We start from the raw sequence: 18,241 nt of genomic DNA, 5'->3' as shown, positions 1-18,241 counted from the left end.
CGCTCCGGAACGTCGCCGGCACCACCATTGCGGCGGCTGAAACAAATGAGTCCCCGGCAGGCCCGGGACCGGCTCAGGAACGGCGGAACCCATGCGAGCCAGATTGTCTACAGGAGACGGCATCAACCTCGCGGCCTGTCCCCACCAATTCGTTGGCCGGTGCGATTACTGTTCCGCGTCGACGGGCCTGGAGGAATCCGACCAGATGGTGACGGATGAAGGCGGAACCACGTTCTCGGTGCAGTCAGGCACTCATCAAGAGCAGCATTGACTCTGCGGGCCACGTTTCCGCAGGTGGAAGCGGGATTGAGATAAAAAGAACCCAATCTTGACTGAAGCTTGAGTCCCACTTGCAGGGATCTTTATCCCCGTTGGAAAGAGTAGAAGAGGCCGGAGTTCGCCGGCCAAAAAGCACAGCGTCGGCTAGAGGCAGCTGACCATGCTCAAAAACTACTCTGGGGGCTTATTTGTCTGAGATGTTGCAGGAAGAAGTCGTTGCCAACGAAAGCGGTGTGAGCCGCCGCAGGGTGGTCGCCGGCGTGGCCTGGTCGCTGCCAGTCATCGCTACCGCCATTGCAGCCCCGGCTGCCGCAGCGTCGGGAACACTTTCACTCGCCTTGGGACAGGTTGGAAGCATCACCTTCACCAAGCAGGGCGTGCAGGGGCAGGGGCAGATTCGACACGGACAAGGTCCTGCCAACCTGGACATCCAAAACACTACCGGCATTGCGCAGACAATCACCGTTGGAATTGTTCCGGCCGTGAACAGCGGATCGGTTAGAGCTGGTATCGCCATCAAGGCCCTTGACGGCGCTACTGTCCTGGCACCGGTATTCGATGCGGCCTATATCTCGACAGCGACCATCACCATTGCCGGAGACCAACTCGTCAGCCGAGGAGTGTCGTTTCAGTATGTAGAAGGGAACGGCCAGTCGGCACCGATTGCCGGGCAGGTTTATACCTTCACGATGACAATCACAGGGCCGTCAATCACTCCGCTTGTGATTCCAAACATCACCATGACTATCTGATGGTCTGGAAACGTGGCGGCCTGGTGGCCGAAGTATGCAGCGAACGCTGGAACCGGGTTGCCCTGCTCCATGTGGATGCAACCCAGCCCGTGGTCCTGGAAGGCCCGGCAGCGGTCATCTGGGACCTGATCGACGGCCAGCGAACAGAGCAGTCCATCCTCGCGGAACTTGAGGCCACCTTCGAGGACAGGACAGGGCAGATGCACTCCCAGGTGGAAGGCTTCCTGGCCAGCCTGGAGGCCCAGCGCCTGATCGAGGCTGCGCCCGGCAGTGACCGCTAGCAGCTTCATCCCAGGGAGCCTGGTGCGGAACGCGCTGGTGTCCTGGGAGAGGCGCCTCTTTGAGGAGCTGGCGAAAGGCAGCGACCTGCTGTGTGTGGACATCCTGGGCGTGCAGTTCGGTGTCCGGTGGGGCCGTGCCGTCACCCGGCAGCAGCGGGAGGGCATGAGCGCGGCGTGGTCACGCTGCGCCAGTGCCCGCCAGCTCATGCTGCCGCCGCTGCCGGAGGAACCTACGGTTGACCTGCCCTTCACGGCGGCGGTGGCCCACCGCTCCGTGACGCACGACGGCGGCACGTTCCACCTGCAGGCCGCCTCCTTTGAGGAGCTGGCCGAGGCCCTCACCACCAGGCTCACACTGGCCGCGATCCTGGCCAACGCGGGCGAGCTCACCATGCTGCACGCCTGCGGCCTCGCGGACCCCCTCACAGGGGCCGTGGTGGCGCTGGTGGCCAGGTCGGGAACGGGCAAGACCACCGCGGCGTCCGTGCTGGCCAAAAGCTACGGGTACGTCACGGACGAGACAGTCGCCATCGCCCACGACGGCTCCGTGGTGCCGTACCCCAAGCCGCTGTCCGTGAAGCACAGCGACAGCCCGTACAAGCGGCAGGCGGGGCCGGACGAGCTGGGGCTCCTGCCGGTCACTGCCATGCCCTTCATCCAGTCCATCGTGCTGCTTGACCGGGTCCAAGGCGGCGCAACCATGGCCCCGGAATTGAAAAAGGTCCCGCTGGCCGACGCCGTGCTCGCACTGCTCCCGGAGACTTCCTCGCAGGCCGAGATCGGGGCACCGCTGCAGTCGCTCTGCCACCTGATCGACGACGTCGGGGGAGTGTGGCAGGTGACCTATGCGGAAGCTGAAGACCTGCCGGGCACCCTGGAACCGTTGTTCGGCGAACAGCCGCGGACGGAGCCGGACTGGGAAGCCAAAGTGACCGAAAGTGCCGGACCAGGAGACATTCCGCAGGGCTGGTTCCAGCGCGCAGCGGCCCGGGATGCCGTGGCCATCGGCGGCGACCTCCTGGTGATGCTGGAGAACCACGTGGTGCGGCTCAGCGGGATCGGCCCGGCTATCTGGGAAGCAGCCGCCGCCCCGGTCCCACTGGAGGACCTGGTGGAGGCCGTTGCAAAACAGCACGGAACCCACGAAGGCTACCGGGCCGCCGTCGAACGGGCCGCACAGCAGCTCGCCGCCGAATCAGTTTTGGAAAAGTAAGGAAACCACCATGACCACACCAGCTGCCGCCGCTGAAGCGCCTCCCGGCCTGGACCTGACGGACTACTTCCGCGTGATCCGGGCGTACTGGAAGGGGATTGTCGCCCTCACCCTGCTGGCCACGCTCTCGGCGCTTGGCTGGACCGTGCTGCAGCCCAAGATCTACTCCTCGGACTCCAGCGGCATCGTGGTGACGCCCGGCTCTGACAACGTCAGCCTTTCGCTCGCCGGCGACAGTCTCGCCAAGGCCAAGGTCAAGAACTATGAGTCCGTGGCGAAGTCGCGGCTCGTGGCGGACCGCGTCATCGCCGCCCTGGGGCTGGACACCACGGCTGACGCCCTCCTCGGCAGCGTCACGGTGAAGGTCCCGCTGGACACCGCCGAGATCCGGGTGACAGCCGAGTCGACTGATCCGGCCACGGCACAGCGCGTGGCGGACGCATGGGTGAATGGCCTCGCCGCCCAGGTGGAAGCGATTGAGACAGTGCCGCCGGCCCAGGCCGCCGTCGAGTCCGGGGCCGCGGCAACGCCCGACGTCGGGACGCCGGCGGGTGCCACGGCTACGGCTGTCCGGGTGCTTCCGCTGGGCAAGGCTGTCCTGCCCACCAGCCCGTCGTCCCCCAACACCAAGCTGAATCTGGCGTTGGGCGCACTCGTGGGACTGGCGCTCGGCATGGCGTACGCCGTGGTCCGGCGGCAGCTCGATCGCCGCATCCGCCAGGCGTCCGAGATCGAGCGGCTGTTCGGGGTCCCCGCCATCGGCACCCTTCCCGCGGACCGCCGCCTCGACGGTAAGAGCAGTGTCCTGGATACGGGCACCGCGGAGCAGATCCACGATGCCGGGGGAGCGATGGCCGAGGCCCTGCGCGAGCTCCGCACCAACCTCAGCTTCCTGGACGTGGACCAGCCGCCGCGGATCATTGTGGTGACCAGCTCAGTCCAGGCAGAAGGCAAGTCCACCGTCACCGCCAATCTCGCCGTCACCATGGCGGCGGCCGGCGAAAACGTGGTGGTGGTCGACGGCGACCTCCGCCGGCCCACGCTGGTGGACGTTTTCAACCTGGTGCCGGGCGCAGGAGTCACAGACGTCCTCACCGGCACCGCGGAGCTTGACGATGTCCTGCAGCCTTGGGGCGCCCTGCCCAACCTGTCAGTCCTCGGCTCGGGCCGCATACCCCCGAATCCCAGCGAGCTGCTCGGATCCCGGGCCATGAAGACCATGCTCACTACCCTCGCCGAAGATGCCGTTGTCCTGATCGATGCCCCGCCGCTGCTTCCGGTGACGGACGCTGCCGTCCTTTCACGCGTGGCGGACGGCGCCATCGTGGTGATCCGGACCGGCAGGACCACGCAGGAGCAGCTGGGCCAGTCCCTGGGGAACCTGGACAAGGTCAAGGGCCGCGTGCTGGGTGCTGTCCTGAACTACGTGCCGACCCGCGGGACGGACGCGTACTCCTACTACGGCACGTACACCTCCACTCCTGCCCAAATGACTGCAGCTGCTCCCCAGCCCGCGCACCCCGTGGTGGCTGCGCCAGAGGAAAGCGCCGTGGAAGCTGCCCTGAGCGGACGCCGGGCAAAGGGCTAGGCGGTGTCTGTGGCAGACCAAACCGACAGCGCCCAACTCAGCATCTCGGAGGGGGTGCTGCTGGCTCATGCCCTGGTGGCGAGGGTAGCCGACAGCGTGGGCGTCCGCGCCTTCTTCATCAAGGGGCCTGCCAGTGTGATGCAAGGGCTTCGCCAGCCCAAGACATCAGCCGATGTGGATGTTTTCGTGGACCCTGACGGCCTTGAGGTCGTGCTTCAGGGCTTGCGGGAGCGCGGCTGGCGCCAACGCCCCGTGGATCCGGACACCACCACGTTTCCCAAACACGCTGTCACCCTTCACCACCTGGAGTGGCCGTGCTGCATCGACGTCCACTTCCGCTTTCCCGGGATGGAGGCTGACCCCGCCGAGTGTTTCGAGGCGATGTGGGCTCACACGGGAGAGTTTGATCTGGCAGGGCAGACAATACGGGTTCCGTCGCCTGCTCTCGCAATCCTGATCCTGGCACTGCATGCGCTCCGGTCACCACACCTGCCTGCCTGCCGGCAAGAACTCGCGTACATGGCTGAACTGGTCCGGCGCCAAGCACAAGCGCCCGGCATCCTGCGTATCGCCGCAGCCACAGGCTCCCTGGCCGCTGTGCGGCCCTTCCTCGAGGACCTCCTTGAGGATCCGCATGCCGTGGCGTGGCCGCCGACGTCGACGGAGTGGCGCAACCGCCTGCTCGCCAAGGAACCGGGCAGCGCCCGGCTCCTCGCGATCTGCCAGGCCCCCTGGCAGGACAAGCCAAGACTTCTGTGGCTGGCCGTCTTCCCGCAGAAGCAGGTCTTCCTGAGCGGAAACATCTATGCGGACATGTCGTGGCGCGGGCAGGTCACGCAGCACCGGGCAAGATGGGCTCGTTTCCTCCGCGCCCTTCCTCAGATCGCGCGGGACTTAGCCTCCGGTGGTTGAGCTTGTCGAAACAAGCCTGTCGAAACCCAGCTTCCGGCGGTTGAGCCTGTCGAAACCAAGGTTGTCGAAACCCCACAAAATTGCCATCGTCCACTGCTGATTTGTAAGGTTCACCTATGACTATGGGGAAAGCTGTTACCAAAGCCGTCATTCCTGCTGCCGGACTGGGAACTCGCTTCCTGCCCGCCACTAAGGCGATGCCGAAGGAAATGTTGCCGGTGGTTGACCGTCCGGCCATCCAGTACGTGGTGGAGGAGGCCGTCAACGCGGGCCTCAACGACGTCCTGATGATCACGGGCCGCAGCAAGCGTGCCCTGGAGGACCACTTCGACCGTGCTCCTGGACTGGAACGTGTGCTGGAGGAGAAGGGCGACAAGGAGCGCCTGGAGTCCATCCAGTACGCCTCGGAACTGGGTCCCATCCACTATGTCCGACAGGGCGAGGCCATGGGCCTGGGCCACGCTGTCCTGTGCGCCAAGCAGCACGTGGGCAACGAGCCATTTGCCGTCCTGCTGGGCGATGACCTCATCGACGAGGCCGAGACCCTGCTGAGCACCATGATGGAGGTGCAGCAGAAGACTGGCGGTTCGGTGATCGCCCTGATCGAGGTGGATCCCTCGCAGATCAGTGCCTACGGCTGTGCGGACATCACCGCCATCGAGGGCGAAGACTACGTCCGCGTGAACAGCCTGGTTGAGAAGCCGGCTGTGGGCGAGGCTCCGTCTAACCTGGCTGTGATTGGCCGCTACGTGCTGCACCCGTCCGTGTTCGGCGTTCTCGAGAACACTCCGCCCGGCCGTGGCAACGAAATCCAGCTGACCGACGCCCTTCAGACCCTCGCTGCCGGTGAGGGCGAGGGCTCCGGAGTCTACGGCGTGGTATTTAAGGGCCGGCGTTTTGATACCGGAGACAAGCTGAGCTACCTCAAGGCAGTCATCACGCTGGCGTCCGAGCGCGTCGAGTTCGGTGAGGACCTGAAGACCTGGATGAAGGGCTTTGTTAACTAGCGGTTAGCTGTTCTTGCCTATTGGAGGTCCGCTGCCGAGAGGCTGCGGACCTCCAAGCGTTTAACCGCTAGAGCGGCCAGCAGGGCACCAATGGCTGCTCCTGAAGTGTTTGTCACCAGGTCCCCGGGGCTTGAAAAGCGGTTGTGGAGAAACAGAAGCTGGCCAAGTTCAATACAGCTAGAGACGAGTAAACCGAAAGCCGCCAACTGCCACCAACGTTTTTCGGGGTATGCAAGAGCAGCGACTACTCCAAAGGGAACAAAGAGTGCCACATTGGCAGAAGCCTCAACGAACTTGTAATTGAACCACCGGGGAATTCCGTGGTTGTGGAGGAACCGCAGAACGTCGGCGAGCTGTCCCTGAACGGGTTGATCTACTGGGCTTGGCCAAAAGGCAATGAAAGCTAGGGGAATGAGCATGACGCCGAGTGTGACTCGCCAGAAGCGACGATTGTGCAGAAGTCTCATATGACCTAGAACGGCGGTGGTTGCGATTGTAGAGAGGGGGTGGTCGAGCGTGTCGAGCCCGGTGGTTGAGCTTGTCGAAACCCTAAACGAAGAAGGTGGGTGGTCTCCTTTCCGGAGACTACCCACCTTCTTCGGTGTTAGCGAGTGATGCTGTTAGGCAGCAGCCTCTGCCTTGGCGCGGCGGCGTACAACCACAACGGAAGTTGCACCGGCAGCCAGGGCGCCAGCACCAACCAGGGTCCAAAGGACCAAGCCGGAGTCGGCACCAGTGTTGGCCAGGCCGGAACCGGTGTTAGCCAGAGGCGCACCGCCAGCGTTGCCGCCGGTGTTGGCCAGGGAAGCGGCAACCGTAACGGTCACGGGACCAACGGTAACGCCGGAGGTGTTACCGGTTGCTGTGATGGAGTAGGAGCCTGCTTCGCTGATCGCGATGGGCAGAGAGAACCGGCCCTGCGCGTCAGCCGTGGTGCTGAGAGTGCTCGGAGCGAGGTAGACGTTGATCTTGGCCGCTACGGCAGCACCACCGGCGATGCTCGCGCCGTCCGAAGCGGGGGCCTGGCCCGGTGTGACGGTGATGGTGAGGGTTTCGCCGGCGAGGAAGCCCTGGCCGCTGAAAATGAAGTCTTCCCCCGGGCCAACAACGCCGTCAGAAACGGCGGCCTGCGGCGGAAGAGCGGGGTAGGTGGCTGCCATTGAAGGAGCTGCGCCTACAAGTGCGATTGAACCGGCAAGTGCTAGTGCTGCAAGTGTTTTCTTCATGTGTCCCCCCGGAGACGTTTAAGTTTTTTTGATGTACCCGATGTTGGGGAGTATTCCCCTCCGCACGAGACCCTGTGCAGAACTACGGACATGTATCCCAATAAAGACCGTACCATCTGCTCTTCGCTGTGAGCAATCTCAATCCAATCGGTTTACATAGTGTTCACGGGAATGGTGAAAGCGCTATCGACATTGCGAGTTTTTCGTGGGCAAGATCACATCTTTTACAGGTTGGACGGTTGGTGTGACAACTAAGTTAGGTTCCGTGTGTTGAACAATCTTGCCGAAAGTGAACTCGGTAGTTCTACTTTCTCCCGGCGCAAGTCTCACGGCCAAAACGCCTACCGGCCTACTGCTATGCACGTGTGACGCAAAGTCCGTCTTTTGTCCGTCAACTTTGGCAGTCTCAATGTAAGCCTGAACCGGCCCGTAAGCAACGACATTGGTTTGTACGGACCCTGGTGGCACGCCGAAGTCGCCGCCTCCGGTTACATAAGCAGGCAGTGATGTGGCTGCGTCGGCAGGGGCAGTATTCGTGCTCGTAACTCGAACCGTTGTCTGTTCGTATCCTTCGACCGGACACTCTTTAACTAGTTGAACGGTCCGCTTCACGTAGTAATCCATTTTTGCACCTGTCCCGTCGTTGAAATAGACAGCAAACTGGGCTGGGGCAACGCTCGGTCCGGTCACCGATCCACTGAGGGGGTATTTGTTCAGGACTGACTGCTGTGTAGGATCCGCCGACCAAACGAGAACGCGACCTTCCTCCGTCCCACGGGTAATACCAGTGATAAGTCCCTTTGCTTCGCCCTTCCCGCTGGAAAGCGCAGAAAAAACTTCCTTGGCTACTCCTGCAAAATAGACATCCTGGAGTTGGGGCTCAGGAATTCTTGTGTAGACGTCGGAGAGTAAGGTCGGCACAACGTTGCCGCCGGTGAGTTGAGTCGGCAGACCAGCTGCTTCGACGGCAGGCAATTCGGGACCACTGATTGACACTGGCCCGGTGGCCTGGAGGATGTAACTCAGTACCACAGGGTCAATGGAGAGTACACCATCCACTCGCTGACCGGTCTTCTTTTCCCACATTGCCTGGGCCGTGGATGCCGCGGTAGGGAAGTCGGGAGTCAAGTTTACATCCTGCATGTACTTGCCTAGACGGGTCGTATAGATCTGCTGCTGTTGCTGATCGATGGTCAAGGAAGGCGACATAGCCCCGACATTGCCGGCAGTACTCTGCGTCCCAAGGGAAAGCCTCCCCTGGTCAAATGTCACAATTGCAAGCGCTCCCGGTATACCACCCGAGGCACGGGCCTCCGCGTTGTTCTGAATCATGAGCAGATAATTCTTAGGGCCATCTGCCCCGAGCATTGCAGGTGCTATGCTCGCCGCGTCCGCCGCGGAGTTGAGTGCGCTGGTGGCTTGGCTCAGCTCTTCTGTCGCGTTACGCAAAGGGTCGGCCACTTGCGGCAGGAGCCGGTCGGTCTCTATTCCTTGTAAGCGTTCGGCGGAAGCTCGTACGCTGTAAGCGGCCGATGCAACACTTGGAGCCGCAGCCTTGAGGAGGTCCAAGTTGCTCCCGGAGCCGCTGGGCATAAGCGCGTCCCAATTGAGAGACCCGTACACATTGACCAGAGGACTGAGACCGAGACTAGCGACGTCGTCAGCTGACCTTGATACTTCGGAAACTGCACTCAGGTTTGGACCCACCAGAGGCAAGCCAGAAGAAAGTGTCCATAAGGGATCCTCTGAGGCTTGCCGGGCCGCCGAAGTGTATGTGCGAAGTTTTGCGACAGTCTCCCTGGCGGATTTTGCATCAGAGATCATTATGTCTTGTTTGAGCTGAGGAATCAGGCTTGCAGCCGCCTCCAAGTCATTCTTGATTGCATGCGCCTTCAACGCCACCCAAACTGCTCCGCCCCCGAACAGCAAAACGAGGACAAAGAGTGAGAGGCCGATCCTAAGGAGCCTCCTTGGTCGCTTTCGCACTATGCCTCGAGTCGCCGCCTTATTTTGTCCCGTTACCTGTATGTTCAGCGGATTCGGAGACTCCATGTCACGGCCGCCCTAGCCCGCGGTAGGTCCATCCGGCAGCACGCCATTTACTGGCGTCCAAGGCATTCCTGCCATCCAGAATCTTGGGCGAGGAGACAAGTGCTGCCGCTTCGTAGGGGTCCAACTCACGATACTGCCTCCACTCGGTCAAAAGGAGGAGGGCGTCAGATCGCTGGAGGGCGACCTCGATGGAGTCTTCGTAATGTAACTCGGGGAAGCGCCGAGCCGCATTTTGAAGTGCCTCCGGGTCTGTGACCGTCACCACTGCGCCCTGAAGCTGCAACTGTGCTGCGATGCTCAGTGCCGGCGAATCCCGCACGTCGTCGCTCTCAGGTTTAAAGGCAGCGCCGAGAACAGTAATCCGCTGCCCTAAGAGAGACCCACCGCACAGCTCTCTAGTTAATTCAACAACACGAGTTCGGCGGCGCATATTGATTGCATCTACCTCACGGAGAAATGTCAACGCTTGGTCGGCCCCAAGCTCACCTGCCCGCGCCATAAAGGCTCGGATGTCTTTGGGAAGGCAACCGCCGCCGAAACCTATTCCTGCATTGAGGAACTTACGGCCGATTCTGTCGTCGAGACCAATGGCGTCAGCCAGTAAGGTCACATCGGCCCCTGCAGCATCGCAGAGTTCTGCCATGGCATTGATGAAGGAAATCTTCGTGGCCAAGAATGAGTTTGCCGCTGTCTTGACTAATTCGGCCGTAGGCAGATCCGCAACTAGGCGAGGTGTACCCGACGCCAAGGGAGCGGCATAGACCTGATCCAACACTTGAACGGCGTCGTGCTCCTCTGAACCACCATCTACGCCGTATACCAGTCTGTCCGGGCGAAGAGTGTCTGCGACTGCATGCCCCTCTCTCAGAAACTCTGGGTTCCAAACCAAATGGGCCGCCGGCTGGGCAGCATTGATCGTTTCGGCCAGACGCGCTGCCGTTCCAACCGGCACGGTCGACTTACCGACCACGACGTCTCCGGGGGAGAGGTGTGCGAGGAGCCCATTCGTCGCATCATCGACGAACGTCAAATCCGCCGCATTCTCTCCTTTCTTCTGCGGAGTTCCAACACAGATGAAGTGGACGGCACTTCCCTTTGCGGCGGCCATATCAGTCGAGAAGGAAAGCCTCCCTGTCTCCTGGACCTCTCGGAGTAAGTCTTCCAATCCGGGCTCATAGAAGGGCGCCCGGGCCGCAGACAAATCCGCGATCTTGCGTTTGTCAATATCTATACCGACTACTTCATGCCCTAATTTTGCCATGCAGGCAGCGTGGACGGCACCAAGATACCCGCAGCCAATAACCGCTATTCGCATCAAATTGTCCTTTCCCTGGGTGGTACTCCAACCGCAGAGAATCAGTAGGCTCCGGCGCCTTGGAAAACGGCCCGGAAGGTCTTCATGAGGATAAGTAGGTCACCGGCCAACGACCAGTTCTCGACGTAGTAAAGGTCGAGGCGTACAGAGTCCTGCCAGGAGAGATTAGAGCGGCCACTTACTTGCCAGAGTCCCGTGAGGCCAGGTTTTACAAGCAGCCTTCGCCTAACGTCCTGCTCGTACGCTTCTACTTCAGAAGGAAGGGGAGGACGGGGGCCAACAAGACTCATTGATCCCATCAAGACATTGATGAGCTGGGGAAGCTCATCAAGACTGAACTTGCGGAGTATACGGCCGATAGGAGTTACCCTCGGGTCCTCCTTCATCTTGAAGAGCACTCCATTCCCGTCGCTGCGGCCTTTGAGAGATTCGAGTTGCTCCTCGGCATCTACAACCATCGACCTAAACTTGTACATCTTAAATTGAGCACCTTCTATGCCCACTCGATCCTGCTTGAACAAAACGGGACCACCATCATGCAACTTGATCAAGGTCCCTATGATCGATATGACAGGTAAGCTCACCAATAGAAGGAAAGCAGATACGACCATGTCAAAGAGCCGTTTTGCCACCCTTTGACCACCGTCCAGAGTCGGCGTGGTGACGTGAATAAGAGGCAGACCAGCAACCTGCTGTGTGTGTATTCTAGGCCCCGCTATGTCGGTAAGTGCCGGAGCCATTATGAGACCGATGTTCCGCGAAGCCAGTTCCCACCCTAAATGCCTGAGAGTTTGCGGGTGTAATTGCACGCCAGCAGAAACAGCAACCGCATCCGCGTCACAAGCTTCTATTGCCTCGACTATGGATTTGGCGTCAGAAGAATTTCCAACTACTGGAAGTCCTGATTCAGGCTCGACAGATGCGAAATCGTAAGAATTCGGTGTGTAAACAGCAACAGGCAGATATCCAGCATGTTTTGCAGTTCGGAGCGAACGAGCCAAGTGGGCTACGGCACCTGGACCACCCAGCAGCAGCAAGCGGGACATGCTCTGCCCCATTTGTCGGTTCACATTCAGATGCTGCCTGATAAGCCAGCGCGCAAGGAGGAGACCGAATAATCCCACGGGCAAAGCCACGCCGACATAACCGCGTGCTGTGTCGAAACGCAGAACATACGAGACGATGGCCACAAGTCCGAATAGCCACAGCGATGCAGCAGCCACTCTCTTGTATTCGTCGGGCCCCGCGCCCAGGATCCGGCTCTGGCGACTATTCCAGGCACCGAGCATGAGCCACCATGTAACGACAAGCGCCACAGAGAGCCACAAGTAGACGCCGTCCTGTCCGTCTCCCATGAAGTCCGAGGCCCAGCCGAAACGGATAACATAAGCGCCGGCAACTGCCCAGACGATCACGAAGGCATCAATAAGTCTCAGTTGGCGACTGCACTGGGACCGCCAATCGCGCGCCTCTTTCAAAAAAATCCCCCACTTTTGAGCATTCGACAACCCGATTACCCGCAGTGCTAACTACGAATGCTCCTAGTATTTCTCCTGTACCAGTCCACGGTAGATCGGATGCCGTCCTCAAGTTTGATGGAGGATTTCCATCCAGCCTCTGCCAGTTTCGAGACATCCAATAGTTTTCTTGGAGTCCCGTCCGGTTTGGTCGTGTCCCACTTGATCTCTCCGGTATACCCGACTGCGGACGCAACGATTGAGGCTAACTCTTTGATGGTCACGTCTGATCCTGTTCCCACGTTAACTTGGGACGGCCCGTCGTAGTGTTCGAGCAGGTGGAGGCACGCATCAGCCATATCGTCTACATGGAGGAATTCCCGCATCGGAGAGCCCGTACCCCAATTGGTGACCGCCATCTCGCCTGCTTTGGCTGCTTCGTCGTAACGCCGAATAAGAGCGGGTAGCACGTGTGATCCCTCAGGGGAGAAATTGTCACCCGGTCCGTACAGATTTGTTGGCATCGCCGAAATCCAAGGCAGACCGTACTGGCGGCGAACAGCCTGCACCTGCATGATGCCTGCAATTTTGGCAATGGCGTACGCATCGTTTGTCGGTTCCAGGTGACCTGTAAGAAGCGAATCCTCCGTGATGGGCTGGTCAGCATACTTGGGATAGATGCACGATGAGCCGAGGAACAGTAAGCGCTCGACTCCGACTTGACGGGCGGCATCCAGAACGTTGACCTGGATTCGCAGATTGTCGCTCAGGAAGTCTACGGGGTAGGTGTTGTTGGCCAAGATGCCGCCCACCTTTGCCGCGGCAAGAACCACGTAGCGAGGTTTGTTTTGCTCGAAAAACTCAACTACAGCGTTACGGTCCTTAAGGTCCAACTCGGATGAAGTGCGCCCGATCAGGTTTATGAAACCTTCATTTTGCAACTTTCGCCAAATGGCGGATCCAACAAGCCCCCGGTGCCCGGCGACATAAAACGTAGCTGTTCTGTCGAGCTGGGCAGGCTCGAACGTGACATCGACTGACACTAGTTTTTCCAGCTTTCGAGATTGACGGTGTCGATCCACTGGTTACCAGCGTGCTTCAGTGCTTCAATATCAGCTTCCACCATGATGCGAGCCAACTCAGGTGTATGGACTGAAGCCTTCCACCCAAGCTTCTCCTGAGCCTTCGACGCATCACCTACCAGTGCATCGACCTCTGTCGGGCGCAGATAGCGCTCATCGAAGCGGACATGGTCTTCCCAATTGAGGCCAGCGTGCTCGAAGGAGATCTGGAGGAAGTCACGCACAGTGTAGTCACCGCCAGTCGCAAGAACGAAGTCGTCAGGTTCATCGGCTTGCAGCATGCGCCACATGCCCTCAACGTATTCAGCTGCGTAACCCCAGTCACGTACAGCATCTAGATTACCCATGTAGAGAAGGTCCTGCTTTCCCGCCTTGATTGCAGCGACGGCACGCGTGATTTTTCTAGTCACAAACGTCTCACCGCGGCGGGGGGACTCATGGTTGAACAGGATGCCGTTTACCGCGAACATCCCATATGCCTCCCGATAGTTCTTTGTGATCCAGTAGCTGTAAACCTTGGCCGCTCCATAAGGAGAGCGCGGGTAAAACGGCGTGTCCTCATTTTGGGGCGGAGGGGTTGCACCAAACATTTCTGACGAGGAGGCTTGATAGAACCTAGTCTCGATCCCGGCCATGCGGACTGCTTCAAGCAGCCTTATGGTGCCTACACCCGTGGTATCCCCAGTGTGCTCTGGCTCATCAAATGAAACACGAACGTGGGATTGGGCTGCTAGGTTGTAGACCTCGTTGGGGCGTATATCAGCCAGAAGGGTAACCAACCGGGCTCCATCGCTCAAATCTCCGTAGTGCAGGAACAACTTGGCGTTGGGATCATGCGGATCGACGTAAAGGTGGTCCACACGAGCCGTATTAAAGGTGGATGCACGACGGATAAGTCCGTGTACTTCGTAGCCCTTGCGCAGTAGCAGTTCTGCTAGATATGAACCATCCTGCCCTGTAATCCCAGTAATTAAGGCACGCTTGGTCATTCTTCCCCCTATTTAGTGCAGGCAGTCCAGATGAGAGTGCCTTTTGGTTGGTTCGCGCTCTGAATCTTAGCCGATTGCTTAGCAACCACAGAGCCGATGACGGTATGTGGATCCGGGACACCGAAACCTTGCCGCTACATTCGACGGCAGTAAAGACCCCTGAGGAGGTAGGAACGACTGCACGCGTGGCGCAACTGCGATCGGTCGTATGGGTGAAACGCAAGATCAAGGTGCCAGCTATGGAGTCCGCCCTCGCCATCACCGGCAAAAGGTTGATGCTTTGCCCAATGCGCCTCCAGCCGAGGCCGTCAGAGAAGCGCTTTGTCAGGGCGCCGGGAGGCGCGCCGGGCCTTTAAGATCGTACGGGCGCCATTCCAACGCCACGTAAGCAAACACGCCAGCGCCCAGGCGAAAGTGGCAAAAACCAACTGTGTTCCGCTGGCGCTCTCGAAGAGGACAAAGTCCCGGGCAATGACAAGTTGCGATACTAAAAGGCCTGTTCCGCCGGCTACCGCAGCCCAGGCGATTTGCTTTCCCAACTCGACAAATGTCGAGAGCATTTGCTTCTTGTCGTGCCATGGCAACTGCCAGATCAACGTCAGTAAGCCGCAGCACTGAGACAATGCCAATGCCCCGGCTGCCCAGAGAGCCTGTCCAGTAAGTAATAGGACAAGAAGTGGAGGACATAGTCCTACGGCCATCGCCAACTGTGCACGCCGGAGGGGCCGAAAAAGCCCCCTCATCTCGGCGCTATTGGCCAGAACCACAAATGGAACGGCTAGACCGAATGAGAACGCTAGTAGGGGAACATAATCCGCGCTTTCGGTCCAATTCGGTCCGAGCCAGAGATAAATCACTTGTTTTCCATTTGCTGCTAGGAGCCCGAACAGTGGAAAAGAGAGTGCGGCCGTTAGAATGCCGGCTTCCTTGATCACGCGATCGGCTTGCTCCGCGTCACCAAGCTTACGCCAGTGCGGTTGGAGTGCTCTGTTGATGCCCGTTGATGCAGCACCTGCGGGCATGCCGGCTAAGGTCGCCGCCCGTGAGAAGTATCCCAGACTCTCCGTACCAGCTCGAGCGCTAGTGAACCAACTGGGCATTTGCTGCAGCATATAAAAGATCACATTCTGAGCGGAGATTTTGCGCGAAAATGACAAAATCTCAGACACAGATCCTTGCGATACTTCTCCAACGGGTAGCGAAGTGTTATTCAAGACGCGGGCCAGAAGGAAGAGCGCGGCAGGGTATACGGCGGTGGCAAGTCCGAGGGTCCAGGGCTCAGCGGTTCGCGCAATGAGGAATGCGCCTGTACCGTTTGCGACGGTGAACGCACCCACGAGGCTAAGAGCGTCGACATGGCTCTTCCCTTCTCGACGCAGTATCGATGACTCCGTGGTAGCTATGGGAGCCAAGAGTTGGCTGACCAAAAGAAGGGGTATAAAGATCGTTCCCTCTGTTGCTCCAAGCACATGAAGCCAAGGGAAAATAAGGGTAAGGAAAAGGCCCGAAGCACACGCTCCTCCTGCAAGGGCCATCCACCTGACGCGGCCTGCGGACCGCCTAGACAGAAGTTTCTGTTTTAGTACGAAGGACGGTAGTCCGGTTGTGGTCATCAAGGTGAGGATGCCTTGAAGACTCAGGGCGGCTGTGAACGCACCAAAAAGCGCAGGCGGGAATGCGCGTGCAGTGAGGGCTGCGTACAACAGTTGCCCGCCACTTGTCAGCAGTTGTGCTAACAACATCCACTTCACGCCGCGAGCGGCCAAGGAGAAGGTACTCAATACGGATATGTCCCTCCAGCTAATCCAGTTGTCTAGAGCGCCGACACGACGGTGAGAGGCAGTTGCTCCCGGCCGGCCAGCTACTGGAAAGTTTGAGTTCAGAATACCGATGATCAGGTGCCAGGACCGACTGTGGTCAACTTCATCGAGTCCACGTCGATGAAAGCTTTCTTGTCCAAAACCACATGCTGTTTCACGTGTCCATGTCGATACGTAACCGTTTGGGCGGGCAAAGTACACTGTTTAGAAACATGCATGCTAATCAGGGGCGCTTCACTATGGTTTTTTCTGTAAAAAGTATTTTGGTTTTCACGTATCGGCGCTTAAGGGATGTTAAGCATACACTCGCAGCCACAAGAGCAAAATCGAGAGGCTTGCAGCTCGGCAAGGGGGTAACTATCCGTGGACCAATCCAAATAGACGTGTTCAGGGGAAGCGAGGTCATACTCGGCGACCAGGTGATAATGAATGCTTTGGCTAGTCATAATACTTTAGAGGCGAGAGGTGCCAATATCATTAAGACCCTCACGCCAAACGCAATTTTGCGGATTGGGCAAAGAACCGGAATTACAAGCTCAACAATCAGCGCGGCTACGAGCATCGAAATTGGTGAGCGTGTTTTGATTGGTGGAGGTGTAGTAATTACTGATTCTGACCATCATGTTGTTTCTCCTTTCAATGTGGAAGAGCGAAGAAATGCCGGACTTCCTCAGTCGCATGCAAGCCACCGGGTGCGAATTGATGATGATGTTTTTATAGGCGCTCGATCAATCATTTTGAAGGGGGTTGCCATCGGGAAGGGTTCTGTAATTGGAGCAGGTTCCGTAGTTACTAAAGATATTCCCCCGGGTGTTATCGCCGCGGGCAACCCGTGTTTGCCTATTCGACTGTTGAAGGCTGAAGGCGAGTGAAGATAGCAGTATGTGCTCCCGCCACGCTGTCGCTGCTTGAGCCGTATATAGATGGCCCGATAAATAGCAATGGGTACCCGTTCCCTGGGACAGCCGAGCTGATATTGGAGTACCTAGGTTTGGGCCATTCTGTGGTCCTGATTACAACCGCTACGGACATTTCTGAGCCTTTGCGCTATATCGGTGAGAAGCTGGAAATACGCATTCTCCCTGCCAGAGTACGCGCACGTTCTCGCGCCTTAGACTTCTTCCGCAAGGAGCGGAGGTGGATTGCGCAGGCACTTCGCTGTACTAACCCTGACGTCATACATGCCCATTGGACCTATGAGTTCGCGATTCCTAGCAGGAACTCCGGCGTTCCAAATCTTGTGACGGTTCATGATTGGGGTCCCAGCATCGCCCTACACAACAAGCACCCCTACTGGTACTTGCGCGCGATGATGCAGATCTGGTGTCTATCGCTCAACGGCGAACTCTCTGCTCCTACGGATTACCTCGCTCAGAAAGTGAGACGGTACTACCGTCGACAATGCTCCGTGATACCAAACGGAGTCGACGTGTGGGCCGCCCCGGCTGAAATCGGTCCCCGTGTACAAAACGGTCGAGTGGGCATGTTAAATGTCGGTTTTAGCGAACGCAAGAACGTTAAGACGGCGTTGAAGGCCTGGAAGATTGTGCTAAAGGAACACCCCGGTTATCAGCTATTTCTTGCGGGTCCAGGATATGAGCCCAATGGGCCTGCTCATTCTTGGGCTATAGAAAACCTGTGTGACAAGGGCGTTATTTTTGAAGGTGAACTCGACCCCAGTGACCGGCGGAAGTGGTATGAAGAAAAGTCCATTTTTCTGCACACCAGTCGTGAGGAATCATTCGGCATGGTCCTCATCGAAGCGATGGCGGCAAAGACTCCAGTAATTGCGGGAAAAGCTTCCGGCGCCGTTCCGGAGATAACTCGAGGGGCCGCGCTTCTCGTAGACATAGATAACCCAGCTGAGGTTGCGCGGACGCTTCTTCAAGTCCTCTCCGACGAAGGGGAACTGCAGTTGCGGTCAGCGTTGGGCAGACAAGTAGCGGAACTCTACGACAAACGTGTCGTTGCACGGCAATACGTTCGTTTGTTGGAACAGCTAGCAAGCGGAGAAAATATTGCTGCTGGTATGGAGACGTAAGGCAAGTTGTCTCGGGCGCCCTCGATGTGTGGCCGGTTAATATACTCAAGGTATTCTGCGAGGGATGAGCCTCTCGTGGCGAACAGTTTGTCTTCGGACCGGTCGCCTCCTTGCTTTCCTAGCTCCCTGGTAGCTTGAAACGCTGCTTGGTCCACGGAACGGGAGGCCCATGAATCGTTTACTCGTTCAAGTGAGGACCCGCTGGCTCTCCCTGTTAACCTAGCAGT

Annotated in this window: 16 protein-coding genes; 8 read left to right on the top strand and 8 right to left on the bottom strand. The window is 58.6% G+C overall.

Translation table 11 applies throughout. The features are described 5' to 3' along the window. Window positions 1–476: 476 nt before the first annotated feature. From ACJJV6_RS03345 to galU, 6 genes are all read left to right on the top strand, one after another. Window positions 477–1,031: a hypothetical protein gene (locus tag ACJJV6_RS03345; protein WP_407709951.1), complete on the top strand. Its 555-nt coding sequence runs from the start codon at window positions 477–479 to the stop codon at window positions 1,029–1,031. Beyond that, entirely contained in the window at window positions 1,031–1,312 is a 282-nt protein-coding gene (locus ACJJV6_RS03340; protein WP_407709950.1) for a PqqD family protein, read from the top strand. Before ACJJV6_RS03345 ends, ACJJV6_RS03340 begins: the two co-directional genes overlap by 1 nt. Further along, entirely contained in the window at window positions 1,302–2,525 is a 1,224-nt protein-coding gene (locus tag ACJJV6_RS03335) for a hypothetical protein (protein ID WP_407709949.1), read from the top strand. Before ACJJV6_RS03340 ends, ACJJV6_RS03335 begins: the two co-directional genes overlap by 11 nt. Window positions 2,526–2,535: 10 nt before the next feature. Further along, the gene (locus ACJJV6_RS03330; RefSeq protein ID WP_407709948.1) at window positions 2,536–4,113 is read left to right on the top strand and encodes a polysaccharide biosynthesis tyrosine autokinase; all 1,578 of its coding nucleotides are present in this window, start codon (window positions 2,536–2,538) and stop codon (window positions 4,111–4,113) included. Between the two features lie 9 nt (window positions 4,114–4,122). Next, window positions 4,123–5,025: a nucleotidyltransferase family protein gene (locus tag ACJJV6_RS03325; protein WP_407709947.1), complete on the top strand. Its 903-nt coding sequence runs from the start codon at window positions 4,123–4,125 to the stop codon at window positions 5,023–5,025. 116 nt (window positions 5,026–5,141) lie between these two features. After that, entirely contained in the window at window positions 5,142–6,032 is an 891-nt protein-coding gene (gene galU / locus ACJJV6_RS03320; RefSeq protein WP_407709946.1) for a UTP--glucose-1-phosphate uridylyltransferase GalU, read from the top strand. A gap of 17 nt (window positions 6,033–6,049) precedes the next feature. Here galU and ACJJV6_RS03315 read toward each other — a convergent pair whose 3' ends face one another. From ACJJV6_RS03315 to ACJJV6_RS03280, 8 genes are all read right to left on the bottom strand, one after another. Beyond that, entirely contained in the window at window positions 6,050–6,451 is a 402-nt protein-coding gene (locus tag ACJJV6_RS03315) for a VanZ family protein (protein WP_407709945.1), read from the bottom strand. A gap of 201 nt (window positions 6,452–6,652) precedes the next feature. After that, complete coding sequence (locus ACJJV6_RS03310; RefSeq protein ID WP_407709944.1) at window positions 6,653–7,258, bottom strand: LPXTG cell wall anchor domain-containing protein; 606 nt, start codon at window positions 7,256–7,258, stop codon at window positions 6,653–6,655. Window positions 7,259–7,441: 183 nt separating this feature from the next. Next, window positions 7,442–8,827, bottom strand: a complete 1,386-nt coding sequence (locus ACJJV6_RS03305; protein ID WP_407709943.1) for a DUF4012 domain-containing protein — start codon at window positions 8,825–8,827, stop codon at window positions 7,442–7,444. Window positions 8,828–9,311: 484 nt separating this feature from the next. Then, a complete protein-coding gene (locus tag ACJJV6_RS03300) occupies window positions 9,312–10,625 on the bottom strand; it encodes a UDP-glucose dehydrogenase family protein (RefSeq protein WP_407709942.1) in 1,314 nt (437 codons plus the stop codon). A gap of 41 nt (window positions 10,626–10,666) precedes the next feature. Then, entirely contained in the window at window positions 10,667–12,103 is a 1,437-nt protein-coding gene (locus ACJJV6_RS03295) for a sugar transferase (protein WP_407709941.1), read from the bottom strand. Between the two features lie 47 nt (window positions 12,104–12,150). After that, a complete protein-coding gene (locus ACJJV6_RS03290; RefSeq protein WP_407709940.1) occupies window positions 12,151–13,125 on the bottom strand; it encodes a GDP-L-fucose synthase family protein in 975 nt (324 codons plus the stop codon). After that, window positions 13,125–14,153, bottom strand: a complete 1,029-nt coding sequence (gene gmd / locus ACJJV6_RS03285) for a GDP-mannose 4,6-dehydratase (RefSeq protein WP_407709939.1) — start codon at window positions 14,151–14,153, stop codon at window positions 13,125–13,127. Before gmd ends, ACJJV6_RS03290 begins: the two co-directional genes overlap by 1 nt. A gap of 308 nt (window positions 14,154–14,461) precedes the next feature. Then, window positions 14,462–15,904 carry a lipopolysaccharide biosynthesis protein gene (locus tag ACJJV6_RS03280; protein WP_407710460.1) on the bottom strand — a complete coding sequence of 481 codons (1,443 nt, stop codon included), beginning with the start codon at window positions 15,902–15,904 and terminating at the stop codon, window positions 14,462–14,464. Between the two features lie 281 nt (window positions 15,905–16,185). Between ACJJV6_RS03280 and ACJJV6_RS03275 the strand changes: the two genes are divergently transcribed. Together ACJJV6_RS03275 and ACJJV6_RS03270 are read left to right on the top strand one after the other, a co-directional pair. After that, window positions 16,186–16,845, top strand: a complete 660-nt coding sequence (locus tag ACJJV6_RS03275) for an acyltransferase (RefSeq protein ID WP_407709938.1) — start codon at window positions 16,186–16,188, stop codon at window positions 16,843–16,845. Beyond that, window positions 16,842–18,014 (top strand): glycosyltransferase family 4 protein, encoded by a 1,173-nt coding sequence (locus tag ACJJV6_RS03270; RefSeq protein ID WP_407709937.1) that lies wholly within the window; start codon window positions 16,842–16,844, stop codon window positions 18,012–18,014. The genes ACJJV6_RS03275 and ACJJV6_RS03270 overlap by 4 nt, the downstream gene beginning before the upstream one ends. Window positions 18,015–18,241: the final 227 nt, after the last annotated feature.

This window comes from Arthrobacter nitrophenolicus, from assembly GCF_045833485.1.
In the GTDB taxonomy this organism is placed as follows: domain Bacteria; phylum Actinomycetota; class Actinomycetes; order Actinomycetales; family Micrococcaceae; genus Arthrobacter; species Arthrobacter nitrophenolicus.
The sequence above is the reverse complement of the archived record's forward strand: the minus strand, read 5'-3'. Positions and strand labels throughout refer to the sequence as shown.